Origin of the sequence: Altibacter sp., assembly GCF_019913785.1 — a bacterium.
GTDB lineage: Bacteria > Bacteroidota > Bacteroidia > Flavobacteriales > Flavobacteriaceae > Altibacter.
The window spans coordinates 15906-30532 of the sequence record NZ_JAIOHK010000034.1 but is presented as its reverse complement, the minus strand read 5'-3'; the positions used below and the strand labels follow the sequence as shown (position 1 = coordinate 30532).

Below are 14627 nucleotides of genomic sequence, written 5' to 3'. Positions count from 1 at the left end.
AATGAGCAAAATAAATAAGGAAATACTCAAAAAAGCATTTACAAAGTTGGTCACCGCCAAGGCGATGACCGAGTTGTACGAGGAAAATTTTAAGTTGGTTTCAAAATATGTACATGCCACTTCCCGTGGACATGAGGTTATTCAAATAGCACTTGGATTGCAGCTGCTTCCTCAGGATTACGCCTTTCCATACTATAGAGATGACGCCATGCTACTTTCCATTGGTATGGAGCCGTACGACTTGATGCTACAGATTTTGGCAAAGAGAGACGATCCATTTTCTGGAGGGAGAACCTATTACTGCCACCCTAGTTTACGGGATGAGGATAAACCAAAAATTCCACACCAGAGCAGTGCTACCGGAATGCAGGCCATTCCGGCTACCGGTGTGGCTATGGGATTTTGGTATAAAGAGACGGAAAATTTACACAACCCAAAGGAAGAGCAACCTTTTGTAGTCTGCTCGTTGGGCGATGCTTCGGTAACGGAGGGAGAAATTGCGGAAGCCTTTCAGATGGCGGCATTGAAACAACTGCCTATTTTGTATTTGGTTCAGGATAACGGCTGGGACATAAGTGCCAATGAAGCCGAAACACGCGCGCAGAATGCGTTTGAATATGCGGCCGGTTTTCATGGCTTGGAGGCTATTTCAATAGATGGAACCGATTTTGAGACCTGTTACCAAACACTTCAGAATGTAATTCAAAAAATTAGAACCGAACGCAGACCCTTTTTAGTGCATGCGAAAGTTCCGCTATTGAATCACCATACCTCGGGGGTACGTATGGAATGGTATCGCGATGACTTGGAAGAGGCGCGAAGCCGAGATCCTTTTCCGAAAATGCAGGATCTGTTGTTGAAGAACGGATTTTCTAAGTCGGATTTAGAAGGTATGATTACTTCGGCAAAAAAGGAGGTTGCAAATAGCTTAGCGCGTGCTTTACAAGCTGAAGACCCACAGCCGGAAGATCTTTTTACCCATGATTTCGCACCAACAACGATCACCGAAGAGGTAGGTGAGCGCACACCAGAAGGGGCTGAAAAGGTGGTGATGGTAGATTGCGCCTTGTTTGCTATTGAAGAATTGATGGCAAAACACATTGAGTGCTTGCTATACGGACAGGATGTAGGAGGACGATTAGGAGGCGTATTTCGTGAAGCCGCTACCTTGGCGCAAAAATTTGGAGATAACAGGGTGTTCAATACCCCCATACAAGAAGCTTTTATTGTTGGCTCTACCGTAGGGATGAGTGCTGTGGGCTTAAAGCCTATTGTTGAGGTTCAGTTTGCCGATTATATCTGGCCGGGATTGAATCAGCTTTTTACAGAGGTAAGTAGAAGTTGCTATTTATCCAATGGCAAGTGGCCCGTATCCATGGTCCTTAGGGTTCCCATAGGAGCTTATGGCAGTGGAGGGCCCTACCATTCGTCTTCCGTAGAAAGTGTGGTAACCAACATTCGTGGATTAAAAATCGCCTATCCAAGTAACGGTGCCGATTTGAAAGGTCTTATGAAAGCGGCGTATTACGACCCAAATCCTGTTGTTATTTTTGAACATAAGGGTTTGTATTGGAGTAAAATACCAGGTACCAAAACAGCAACTTCGGTTGAGCCCGCAGAAGACTATATTTTACCCCTTGGTAAGGCATGGTTGTTACAAGAGATTTGGCCGCAGGAAGAGGAGGAAACACTAACTGTTATCACCTACGGCATGGGTGTGCACTGGGCTTGGAATGCTTCAAGAGCGTTAGATATGATCGACAGAATTGAAATTATTGATCTGCGAACCTTACATCCCCTAGATTATGATACTGTCTTTAAGAGTGTTAAGAAATGTGGTAAGTGTTTGGTGGTCACCGAAGAGCCTTCAGAAAATAGTTTTTCAAGAGCATTACAAGGTCGTATCCAAGAAGAGTGCTTTCAGTATTTAGATGCGCCGGTCATGGTAATTGGTTCAGAAAATATGCCTGCGATTCCATTAAATAGCACATTAGAACAGACTATGATTCCTTCGACGGAGAAAGTAAAGCAGAAAATAGTAGCGTTGCTACAGTATTAATAAGCGGCGTATATTTGTAATTCAGCTAAATAAGTAACTATGAGACTACTAGCCACCGTATTGCTATTATTTGTATTCACATTTAATAATGCGCAATGGACCACAGACACTGCCGTAAACACCTTAGTAGCCGATAGTGAAGGTGGCGATATGAAGGCGATAGGCACTTCCGATGGAAAGACCTACGTTGTTTTTTGGAAGGTTGTCGCACCGCCTACCAATTATGAACTGCGAATGCAATTGCTCGATGTAGACGGTACACAATTAATGGGAAGCGATGGTATACTTGTAAGTAATTCTGTGCCTATGAGTACGTTTACAGTGATATGGAATATTACAATAGATGACAGTGACAATCTGTACATAGGTGTTACAGGAACGGGTGGCGGTGATCCGGCTTATGCCTTTAAATTAGACAGCTCAGGAAACCAATTATGGGGCGCCAATGGGATAAATGTTGGTTCTGGAAATATTGTCACCATATTGCCTTTGTCAAATGGTGAAGCAATTGTGTCATGGTACCCGGGAGGGCAGGCTTTGATGCAAAAATACAGCACCGGGGGAACTGCAATTTGGACAAATCCACAACCAGTAGTGAGTGGAGGCAGTAATACAATTCCGGGTGATTTATTTGAACTGTCCGGCGGTGACTTTATGATGATTTTCCATGTTCCTTCTGTGGGTATTAACTCAACCTTGTATGCACAGCGATTTGATAGTGATGGAAATGCAGTTTGGGGAGCAACCACCCAACTTTCAAATCAGGCGACTGCTTTTAACAGATCGTATGGAGGCACACAGGATGGGGATACAGTTTATTATGGATACTTTTCGTCGCCGGGCGTTCGCTTCGATTCATTTTTACAACGAATCAACTCGGATGGAACTTTGCCTTGGGGGATCAATGGATCCGATTTTGACACCAATGAGAGTGATTATGAAATGGATACACGCATTGCATTTACACCGGGTTCTCAGTATATATGGGCCGTTTGTAACTATAGTAATGTGAGTCAGAGTGAAAAAGGAGAATATGTTCAAAAATTCGACAAAACAACGGGTGGGAGACTGCTTTCCAACACGGCCAAAGAGGTCTATTCAATTGGAAGTGAAAAAGTACATGCTGGGGCGTTGCAGCTTAAAGATGATAGTCCCCTTTTTTTGCTGAAAATTGGAATTGACAATGGAGCGACACCTACTACTTTGGATGTGGTTTATCTCGATTCGAATGGTGATTTTGTATGGCCTGAAGAGTCAAGGCCGGTGGCTACCTTTTCAGCAAATAAAAGTAGAATTCACTATACAAAACCGGTAAACAATCAATCTGTAGCTGTATTTATTGAGAATAAGGGTGGAGGAGCACGGATCTATGCACAGAATTTTATGGATGAGATTTTGGCCATCGATGAATTTGATATATCTGCCTCAATATTTTATTCGAATCCAATTACCGATAGACTTCATATTGTGAGTAGGGAAACCATTCGTTCAATGCAAGTTTATACTTTGTTAGGACAAGAGTTATTTTCAGAATCCTCCCATGGGAAGACAGAACTTAATATCGAATCTTCCTCCTGGCAGAATGGTTTGTACGTTGTTCGGTTAACTACAAATAAAGGAGAAAGTATTTTCAAAATTGTAAAACAGTAATATTTGTTGAAATATGGAATTAAAAAGGAGCGCGATAGCGCTCCTTTTTGTTGGTTAGTTAACTCTGAGGGAAAACCTATGATTTTATAAGTTTCACTGTTTTAATAGCATCGCCCACTTGGACTTTTGCAAAATAGCTTCCGGAAGAGTAATTTGAAATGTCAATAGTCATCTTGGTGTTATCACCTTTAATTTGAGCGACTTCTTGCCCTAGAATATTATATATTGAAATATGTGAGATGACATCCTTGGCCTGAATAGTTACAAAATCAGATGCTGGGTTAGGATACATTGAGAAACCTTCTATTTCCACATCTTCAACAGCTAGGGCCGGATCGGCTACATACACATTAAATCTAGCATTTAGTGGCATCGCCGAAACGTCTTCTGTATAGATTGTCCAATTAGCACCATCATACCAAACTCCAATAGGGGTATCCAAAATAATATTAGAAGGATCTCCGCCAGATCCCCAATTGTGTGCCACAATTGGAAATGCATTTGGTTTTCCATTTAAACTCGGGTGATCTATAATTGTATAATTACTAATAGGGGAAGTTACATTGTGAATAAATGTAGTTGCTCCTCCCGTGCCTGCACCAATTAATATTTCGAAAGTAGCATTGGCAGGTGCATTTGTAGCGGTTGCCTCATTATAAATATACCATCTGTTTGTGGTTGTATTGTAATAGAATCCATAGTTATTGTCATTGTAAACACTGGCCGGATTATAATAGGTCGAATACACCAAAATAGCATTTGGATTATTATTGATGGAGGCATCATTGATCACGGTTTCGTACGAGGTACCGTCTGCTTGAACACTGATTAAATCTGCACCATTTGGAACATAGATATTATATGCAGAGCCATCAACTATATTCGAAGCATCCTCATTGTATACAGTCCAGCTTGCCCCGTCGTACCAGGTTCCAGACACTTTGTTATTGTATTGTGTGCCGTTTACCTGTAAATTATGGGTTAGAATGAAGTTTGCTCCCGGGTTTCCATTTAACAACGGATGGTCAATGTAAGTAACGTTGAAGCTAGAATTACCCGGATCTGCCTTGTGAGTAAACACTTGGTCTTGTGCGTTAACTGTTAGAAATAACAGTGATAATAAGAAAGTAAAAATTGTTTTCATAATAAATGGTTTTAATTAATAAAAGTCTGAGTTTTGTTTTCTATTACAAAGCTATAATTTAACTAGTTGATAATCAAAGGATAATAACCCATTATTTATGGGGTATTTCCCTGTTCATGATACAGGAAAATAATTATTGAAGTAAAATTAAATGTAAATTGGGGTAGAGCCTATTACATATGTAACATAGTATATAAGGTATGTAACATGCTGAAAATAAGAGGAAATTATACAATAGTCCATAAAAAAACCCTCCATCAAATAACGATGGAGGGTTTAGATTACTTTTTCGTACTACCGGGGGGGTATTCTGTGAGGATTTCGCGAACAATTTCACGAATTCGTTCCTCCTTTTTTTCCATATTACGGGTTACAAGATCGGCCGTTCCCATCCCTTGCCAAACTAACTCGTTGGACTTTGCGTCTATCAGATCGATGTATAAGGTGCCTTCGGTGGTTTTGGATATAGAGTTGCCATAATAGCTTCCATACCACCACGGATTCCAACCCCAGCCATATCCAAAATTCCGTTGGTATACATCTACGCGTTCCTTTTCTTTTGTAAAAATACTGATCAATAGCGTTGGATTTTCCGACTTAGCCATTCCTTTAACCATTAATTCGTTGTCGATGGCACGAAGTATTCGTTTCTTGTCAAGATCCGATATTTTGGCCTTATCAATTCCCGGCTTATAAAAAGCATAGGACGTATAGTTATTGAAATTGGCGTTCTTGTCATAATCTGTAGCAACACGGACGGTGGTACAAGAAGAAAGTACCACCACTAAAACTAAGGGGAGGAAATTAATTATTTTCATAGCGTTTTATTTATTTGAATAAGGTATCATCTACAAAATTCGGAAGCGTTATATTTAAATTTGGGTTGTTTTTCATTGCCCGCTTAATTGCGAAAATTGCCTCTTCATTTCGCGCCCAGCTACGCCGTGCAATTCCGTTGTTTACATCCCAGAAAAGCATTGATTCTAAGCGTCTTTGCGCATCAATACTACCATCAAGAACCATACCAAATCCCCCGTTAATAACCTCTCCCCAACCTACGCCACCGCCGTTGTGAATACTCACCCAAGTCGCTCCACGGAAGCTATCACCTATCACATTTTGGATGGCCATATCGGCAGTAAATCGGCTGCCGTCATAGATATTAGAAGTTTCTCGGAAAGGGGAATCGGTGCCCGAGACATCGTGATGATCCCTGCCCAAAACTACGGGGCCAATATTTCCTTCGGAAATGGCATTATTAAAAGCCGAAGCGATCTGTATTCGCCCATCGCTATCTGCATATAAAATCCTTGCCTGCGACCCTACGACCAACTTATTTTCCTGAGCACCTTTGATCCATTGAATATTATCTGCCATTTGCTGCTGAATTTCTTTTGGAGCATTTTTCATCAATGTTTCTAATACATTACAAGCTATAGCATCAGTTTTTTTCAAATCTCCCGGGTCTCCCGAAGCACATACCCATCTAAATGGTCCAAATCCATAGTCGAAGCACATCGGCCCCATAATATCCTGTACATAGCTTGGGTATCTGAAATCAATTCCGTTTTCAGCCATGATATCTGCCCCGGCCCGGGAAGCTTCGAGTAGGAATGCATTTCCATAGTCAAAAAAGTAAGTCCCTTTGGCAGTGTGTTTGTTGATGGCATCTGCATGACGGCGAAGTGTTTTTTGAACGGCTTCTTTAAATTTTTCAGGGGCATTCGCCATCATCTCATTGGCTGCTTCGTAGCTCATCCCAACAGGGTAATAGCCACCTGCCCAGGGATTGTGAAGTGAAGTTTGGTCACTTCCCAAATCGATATGTATGTCGTCTTTATCGAACTGCTCCCAAACATCTACAATATTTCCATCGTAAGCAATGGATACTGTTTCCTTGGCATTGAGCGCCTCTTTTACACGTCGACTCAATACTTCCAAATCGGAAATCACTTCATCTACCCAGCCTTGTGAATGCCGTGTATGGGTTGCTTTTTTATTGACTTCGGCACAAACGGTTACGCAACCGGCAATGTTTCCGGCCTTTGGTTGTGCGCCACTCATGCCTCCCAGCCCAGAAGTGACAAATAAGCCTCCTTTTGGAGATTTTTTAATTTTTCTGAAACCGTTCAAAACGGTAATCGTTGTTCCGTGTACAATTCCCTGCGGACCAATATACATATAGCTGCCGGCGGTCATCTGTCCGTATTGGGTAACGCCAAGGGCATTGAATTTTTCCCAATCATCCGGTTGCGAATAGTTTGGTATCATCATTCCGTTGGTGACCACTACTCTGGGAGCGTCCTTATGCGATGGAAACAGCCCTAACGGATGTCCTGAATACACTACCAAAGTTTGTTCGTTGGTCATTTCTGAAAGATATTTCATAACCAATCGATATTGCGCCCAATTTTGAAAAACAGCACCATTTCCACCATACGTAATAAGTTCATGCGGATGTTGGGCTACGGCATGATCCAAATTGTTTTGAATCATGAGCATGATGGCCTTTGCCTGTTCACTTTTTCCGGGATACTCAGAAATGGGACGTGCATAGATCTTATGTTCGGGGCGAAACCGATACATATAGATTCTTCCGTAGGTATCTAATTCTTCAGAAAATTCGGGTAGGAGTGTGGCGTGGTGTTTCGGATCGAAATACCGCAAGGCATTGCGCAAGGCTAACTTTTTTTCTTCAGAAGAAAGTATCTCTTTTCGTTTTGGCGCATGATTAATATCAGGATCGTACGGCTTTTTGGCAGGTAATTGATTTGGGATTCCTTGTAGTATTTCTTCAGCAAAGGTCATATTTTTCAGTATTCAGTATTCAGTATTCAGTATTCAGTTTGTAGTGGCATTTGTAAAAATCAATACTAATAACTCACTTTTTTTGAGGATTTGATTTCTTATTGAATCCATATGGGCAATGGCGACAATTGCTTTCACAGCAATAGCCGCGTTTTAAATGGTATTGCTCGGTAAAGCATTTATAACCTTCAGGAGTAAGATAATAATCGCCCTCTTCCAAGTCTATTTTTTTCTTCGGAAATAGCATCCTACAAAAATACCAATTTCTTATATTGTATAGATGATAGTTTTGGTGAATCGTTTATTACTTCGGAAAAGATTTTTGGGTATTACCCTTTGGCCGTTTATTATTCTGAAGGAAAAATTCCTAAAAGAGGATAAGGTTTTTATGAATCACGAACGAATTCACTTTCGGCAGCAAGCCGAATTGTTAGTGTTGCCATTTTACCTTTGGTACGGGATTGAATTTTTGTTGCGGTGGCTTCAGTATAAAGACAGGTATCAAGCCTACCGAAACATTTGTTTTGAGCGAGAAGCCTATGCAAATGAAAAAGACCCCGATTATTTAAAAAAGAGGTCTTTTTGGAGGTTTGTGCGGTTTATTTAAAAGGGTTTTATAATAACCAATATTGTTTTAAAACTAATTTTGGTCATCTGCTTTTAAATTATTTGATTCAGATTTTAATGTTTTTTCAGCTGAAAACTTAGATTTTTCAGAATCCGGCTTAGCTTGTAAAGCATCTAATGAACCTTCTGACACTTCAATTTGTTTAGCCGAAACATTCAATGGGCCGGGTGCTGCTGGAAGTCGAAGACCAACATGTTTTGATGAAACGAGTCCGTTTTGGTCTTTAGTGTCGGCACGGTTGGCAATTATTTGCCAAGAAAAATCGACATTGCTGGTTCCTTTGTTCAGTTCTCTTACTGTAAAACCATCAATCGATTTTTCTGTTACGTAAACGCCATTACAGTCTCCTTCTAAGGTAACAAAAACTTTTAAAGGATGGTTTTCATCGACATAAAGAGATGCTTTTAAGATAGGATCTATATTTATTCTCGCCTGTCCATTGTACAATTTCCCAATACCATAATCCTGAAATACTATTTCTGGAGCTTCGGGAGCGAACATAATTCGTGGCACACCTTTGTCGTCATTGATTATTGTAGAAACACTTCCAGGTCCAATTATTTTATAATCCGTACCTGAACTTCCGTTATTATTGGTATTATGTCTGAGTCCAACATAAGCATAACTTGGGGTGCCGTTGTTTACATTTCCACCACTAAAATATCCGCCATAATAGCTATCGGCTGCCGAAAGAATTGGTGGAAGTGAACCGTTCCCTGTTGCCGCAATATTATCAAATCCTGCAAGAACAGCAGCGGCTCGTGTTCCATTGTTGGTACCATTGGTTGATACGTTGTTATCTGTGTCAAGAATAAATGTCCCACCACTATTGCCTCTATTTACAAGTGTTGCTGTTCCAAGTCCGGCATATCCAAAAACACCGTTTCTCGTCCCAGAACCTGCAACTCCAGACCCAGTAGATGAGGTAACGATCATAGTACTGTTATTCCCAGTTCCAATCATTCCAGTCCCTCCGCCGGCTCTTCCATAACCAAAAATACCATTTGCTCCATTTGCTGCTATACCTGTACCGCTAGTTAAGTAGGTGGCAATTGAATTTGTTCCCGATGCCAATAATCCGGTTCCTGTCGCACTGATATTGGCAGCTCTCATTCCAAGACCTGTGGCATTATTTGAGATTCCATATATACCAGCTCCGGTACCTGTATTTTGTCCATATACGCCATTATTTGCATTTGCAGCATCACCCCGTACTCCATCTCCGCTTCCTTGGTTCCATCCATAAACAGCAATACCGTTAGAGGTATTATAGCCAGCAACGCCAATTCCGTTTCCTGTATTTTCACCATCAACGCCAATTCCGCCTCCAGTACTTAAACCAACAACACCATAGCCCACAGCAGCATTTCCAAATACTCCAGCCCCATTAGTCGTTGCGTTCTCACCATATACAGCTGAACCAGTCCCCGATGTATAGCCATTTATTGCATAGTCATTATTATTGCCTTGAACAGTAAACCTATCCCCAGCGATTGGTGCACCAGTATCATTAATTATTACTTGTCCGTTTGCGAGCAATCGCATACGCTCAGTTCCCACCGTTGCAATAATTAAACTTTGACTTCCGGTAGTACCTAAGTAATTTTGACCAATTCCAGTTCCCGGCACAGTGCCACCGTTTCCTGTAAGGCTCCAATCATTACTTGCAGCACCAGATCCTAATCGTACCCAATTAGTGCCGTCATTGTAATAAAAACCGGGTGTTACATCACCTGCCGTATTTTTGTTGTAAACAATCATCCCTAATACATCCGAACTTAAAGGCGACGGGTTGGTCGTGGCCAAAAGATTCACCCGCGGTAATAATAAGCCTTTAGTAGTGGTTGTGGCATCACCAATTTCCAATAAGGCATTGGCATTCGGATTTGTATTTCCAATACCCACTTGGGATTGTAAGGCTACTGAAAAGAAAAATATGAAAATCAGAGGTAAGAGTTCTCTGAAACGGAGTGAGGTTGATCGTTTCATAACAATTTATTAAGGAGTTTTTACAATCCAAATATATTAGCAAAACTGTTAAAAGACTACAATATATATACTAAAAATGCAAATTTTTCGATGATATGTAATTAATATCGACCATTGAATAAGGGATATGCAATGAAGAGGAAATAAATGGGCGTTTAACGAAAAAAGCCTTCAGTTTTTCTGAAGGCTTTGGTTTATAGTTGGCAGAATTTTTTATTCTTTGATCACCTTTTTTGTGATTGAACCTGCATCTGTATCCACTTTTACAAAATAGATGGCAGTTTCAAGAGATGAAAGATCTAGCTGATACTTGTTTTCATCACTATTCAGGATTTCAACAATTCGCCTTCCTCTAACATCATACACTTCCACATTTTTAATGATGGCATGTGGCGAATATATATTTACGATGTGATTTGTTGGATTAGGAAATACAGCAATGGTCTTTAATACATTGTCGTTAGGCCCTAAAACAACCTCTCCTTCAAACAGCAAGGTAAAACGTTGGTTAAAGGTTCCTTTGCTGCTTCTGAATTCGTATGGTTCATTACTCAAATTGTGAATAGTATTATTTAGATTGTCCACCAAATAAACGGTGTTGTTTTCAATAGCAAGACCTTCCATATTTTCAATTGATATTATAAATGCTACATCGGCATCTATTTGAGAGGCAAAGCCCATCTGGATCTTGATCTCGCTATCAAAGGCTTCTCGTGTCTGAATTCCCAATTGCTTAGAACCATCTTCAAGATGCGAGTATAAGGCGATCGCCGTTGCCAATCTATTACTGTCAAAGCCAGGATCGATTTGTGCGCTTCCAAGTGGGTTGAAAGCAACCAATGTGTTACTCCCAATACCGTATTGTGAATTGCTTACGTTGAGCCAGATACGATCGATCTCATTCTCGTTGGGTCTTCTCAGTGTGGTATTTCCTGAAGTGAGTCGTAAGGTATTGTCAAATGTAATGTTACCTGCTCCAAATGCTTTGATGCCAAATCCTTGTCCGGTGGAGATCACTCCGTTTGGTTCGGTGCTCGTTCCGGGGTCGTTGGCTGCTTTTACACCACCCGATTGATTGTACATAGAGATATCATCCATGCTGAAATTGATAGAACCCGATCCCGGAATCGATGCATTAGGAGGGGTTAAATGTTCCCAGAAATAGATCTCATTAATAAGGGCGTTGTTACCAATAAGGTCATATCCCGAGATAGCCGAAGCATAAGGGTTTGCCAAAACGTTTGGTGTACCATCGGGATTATCCCCCAGTCCATTGAAAACAATAGGTCTGGTGACATCTCCGTTGTTGAGCGTTCCTTGGCTATAGGTAAATGCATATGAGTGGTTGGCGGGATCTGTATAGCCTGATTGTGGTCGTACAATATATCCTTCACCAACATCGATACTTCCTGTATAGGCATTCCAAAATTTACCATTCTTTGTGATATCATCGGCAAAGTTTGTTCCTCCAGCCGGGACATCACCGTGTGGCCAAAAATTAGCCGGTGTATGTTTTAATACCAAAAAGGCACTGTTAAATACATCTGTTCGCGTTTCGGCATCCATGGGACTTCCCATGACCATAAAATCACGTGTCTGCAAAATAGGGGTGTCTAGTTCTACATTGATGGTTGCACCGCCTGCCTTCGTTACCACCGCATCTTTATCGGTTTGAACCACACTTCCGGTATGCTCAACAATCAATGTTCCATTTACGGTTATATCTTTGGTGATATTGATATAGTCGCCGGCAGCAACAGTAAGTGTTTTTCCTGAATCTACTTCACAGGTACAAGCATCGATACTGGAATTTCCAACCTGAGAAGTGTTATAATTGTTCGTAATTTTAGCATTCGAACCTATATCGGGAATTCCATTGGTCCATATTCCGGCGCCGACAAATTCGGTTGTTTCGGCAGCAACTGTAACCGAGGCAACGCAAGAGGACTTATTTCCGTAGTCATCTTCCACTGTAAGGGTAACGTTGAAAACATCGCCTACATTATCACAGCTAAAAGTGGTTTGCCCTGCTGTAATTGTTCGTTTTACAATTCCTTTATTATCTGTTGAACCGCCATCTAAATCGGTAGCGGTAATTGTCACCGATCCGGTAGATCCATCTAAGATTGCTGTAAAAGGTTGGCAAACAGCCACAGGATCCACATTGTCATAATTTGGGTCTTTAACCACAAATAGACCTCCGTCACCATATACATTTTCATCTCCAAAACCAGTTACAATCAGATTTCCGCTTTCTAAGTAAGGGTATACGTTCCATGTACCGTTAAAACTTGCGGTATTATGGGGGACAAATGTGTCGAAAGAACTTACTTCAGTCAAACTAGGAGATCCATCATAAAGGCCATCCACCTTCATAACTCGCATACCTGCGGCATAATTGGCAAGATAGAATCGATTTCCTCGTACATACCCATTGTGATCGATGGCAGGAGTCGCTCCATAGTGTGTATAAACCAGCGTCGGATTATCCAGATCTTGCATGTCGAAGACTAAGGTTCTGGTATTGAAACCAACATTTTCTTCATCGACTTCATCTCCCACAATAAAGAAACGCTTGTCTTCGGTAAACCAGCCTTGGTGTGTGTAGTATTTATTTGAATAAGCGATGGTACTTATTTGTGAAATACTGGACTTATTGGTTACGTCTAAAACCTTTACAAAATCTGATCCACTAAAACTTCCAATGAGGAGTTCTCTTCCTTGGTAATCGGGATCCGGGCCATCGTATACAACAACTTGTGCATCGTGGCAATACCCATAGGAAGAACTAATATTTCCAGCAACCGTAGGGTTGGTTTTACTTACATTTAAATTCAATATTCTAGGAGCTCCAGAGTTTGTTCCTGGACATCCTGAAAGATAGGCAAAGCCGGTATCTTCATTGATTATAATGTTGTGGCAAGAACCCACTCCCGCATAGCGCCCATCTCCGTTTTTGTTGAAAACCGTGGGAGAAACTCCGGTAAGTGTTCGAAGTCTTGTTAGGTCAAAAATCTGTACACCATGATTTCCGTTGGAATCACTCACGATGTAGGCATAATTTTGAAACACTTTAACATCTCTCCAAAGACTTGTTCCTGTATAGGTAGGAAGTCGTCCCAAATAGACCGGGCTGGTCACGCCATTGTCTGTAATTCGTACAAAGGCAGTTCCATTGTCCATTCCAACAATCGCATATTCGTCACCGTCGCCATCGGTGTCGGTCCAACCCCAGGAGTCCTGTCCTTCGCCTCCGCCCATGGCAGATGCCGAAATATAACTTACCAGATCGATCCCGTTACACGGGTAATCGTTAGCAGTTCCTGGGTTATTAATGATTCCTCCGCTACAGGGTTGTGCGGCCATTATTGCTACATTTAGTAAGAATAATAAGGTGGGAAGTAGTTTTTTAGCTAGCATATGAGGGCTTTTAATTTTTAACAATATATGAGATTAGTTTTCTTTTAAGAAGGTAAATTCAACAGTACAAGGGCGATCATGACCTACATGACCTTGGCCATTTCCGCTGTCACCATTGTTCAGGAAATAGGTATGTCCGGTGGTAATACAAATACTAAAATTAAAGTTATAGGTAGTTCCACCAACCAATTCTAGGTGATATACCAAAGCCGAATTGTGCAATTTCGTATTATCTTGTTGTGCAGGTGCTGTATTACTATTATGGGTAGCATAGGAGTGTGTATACAACCATCCTTCTGTATAATCGTAAGTGGAACTGGTGGGGTCAATATCAACACCTAAACCCGACATGGTAAAAAAGAAAGCACCTTCTGAGGTCGCTAACGAAATAGCATCTAAGTTGGTAAAATCTATTAATTCTCCGGCGCCGAAATTCGCGCGGACTTCAACCTTATAGGTTCCCGAATACTTGGGCGTGAAAGTTTGGTTTGTCAATCCGGCAATATTCTCATCGTCGTTCGGATTTGGGTTACCATTAGATTCTCGAATCGTGGTTCTCTGACAGCCACCTGTTTGTGAGTATTTCTTATATTCCTCCATTATAAATTGAGGAGCCCATTTTGTACCGTTCCAGGCATATATTCCCGGATATACATTATTAGTGGCATTCATTGTTTGCGTGGTATTATAGACCATAGTGCCTTCAACGATATTTCCGCCGTTTGGATTCACTACAGGAGTCTGTACATTGTTAGCCGTTAAGGCAACTCGAGGGTACACGATACCATAGCTATTACTGCCAATATCTAAGGCACCTCTGGGTGTTACCGTTCCAATTCCAACTTGTGCAAATTGGGTTTGCATTAGGAAAATCCCCAACAAAACTGTACAAAATATATGCTTTATAGTAAAACGTTTCATAATCATCA

10 protein-coding genes are annotated in these 14627 nt (G+C 41.1%); 3 read left to right on the top strand and 7 right to left on the bottom strand.

What is annotated here, in order from left to right:
* Position 1 precedes the first annotated feature (1 nt).
* Both K8F54_RS05395 and K8F54_RS05390 read left to right on the top strand, forming a co-directional pair.
* Complete coding sequence (locus tag K8F54_RS05395) at positions 2-2059, top strand: alpha-ketoacid dehydrogenase subunit alpha/beta (protein ID WP_290788128.1); 2058 nt, start codon at positions 2-4, stop codon at positions 2057-2059.
* Positions 2060-2098: 39 nt separating this feature from the next.
* On the top strand, positions 2099-3709 hold the full coding sequence (locus tag K8F54_RS05390) for a T9SS type A sorting domain-containing protein (protein WP_290788125.1): 1611 nt from the start codon (positions 2099-2101) through the stop codon (positions 3707-3709).
* Positions 3710-3785: 76 nt separating this feature from the next.
* On the opposite strand, the gene K8F54_RS05385 is transcribed toward K8F54_RS05390, so the two are convergent.
* The 4 genes from K8F54_RS05385 to K8F54_RS05370 form a co-directional block, all read right to left on the bottom strand.
* Positions 3786-4853 (bottom strand): T9SS type A sorting domain-containing protein, encoded by a 1068-nt coding sequence (locus tag K8F54_RS05385; protein WP_290788122.1) that lies wholly within the window; start codon positions 4851-4853, stop codon positions 3786-3788.
* Positions 4854-5134: 281 nt separating this feature from the next.
* Complete coding sequence (locus K8F54_RS05380) at positions 5135-5671, bottom strand: DUF4136 domain-containing protein (protein ID WP_290788119.1); 537 nt, start codon at positions 5669-5671, stop codon at positions 5135-5137.
* A 10-nt stretch (positions 5672-5681) separates the two neighbouring features.
* Positions 5682-7661 carry a urocanate hydratase gene (locus tag K8F54_RS05375; protein WP_290788117.1) on the bottom strand — a complete coding sequence of 660 codons (1980 nt, stop codon included), beginning with the start codon at positions 7659-7661 and terminating at the stop codon, positions 5682-5684.
* A 73-nt stretch (positions 7662-7734) separates the two neighbouring features.
* Positions 7735-7908, bottom strand: coding sequence for a DUF5522 domain-containing protein (locus K8F54_RS05370; RefSeq protein ID WP_290788115.1), 174 nt, complete (start codon positions 7906-7908; stop codon positions 7735-7737).
* A gap of 33 nt (positions 7909-7941) precedes the next feature.
* Between K8F54_RS05370 and K8F54_RS05365 the strand changes: the two genes are divergently transcribed.
* Positions 7942-8268 (top strand): hypothetical protein, encoded by a 327-nt coding sequence (locus K8F54_RS05365; RefSeq protein WP_290788112.1) that lies wholly within the window; start codon positions 7942-7944, stop codon positions 8266-8268.
* Between the two features lie 33 nt (positions 8269-8301).
* Here the strand turns inward: K8F54_RS05365 and K8F54_RS05360 are convergent, their stop codons facing one another.
* From K8F54_RS05360 to K8F54_RS05350, 3 genes are all read right to left on the bottom strand, one after another.
* A complete protein-coding gene (locus K8F54_RS05360; protein WP_290788108.1) occupies positions 8302-10278 on the bottom strand; it encodes a hypothetical protein in 1977 nt (658 codons plus the stop codon).
* Positions 10279-10491: 213 nt separating this feature from the next.
* Positions 10492-13698, bottom strand: a complete 3207-nt coding sequence (locus K8F54_RS05355; RefSeq protein ID WP_290788105.1) for a choice-of-anchor B family protein — start codon at positions 13696-13698, stop codon at positions 10492-10494.
* 33 nt (positions 13699-13731) lie between these two features.
* Entirely contained in the window at positions 13732-14619 is an 888-nt protein-coding gene (locus tag K8F54_RS05350; protein WP_290788103.1) for a hypothetical protein, read from the bottom strand.
* Positions 14620-14627: the final 8 nt, after the last annotated feature.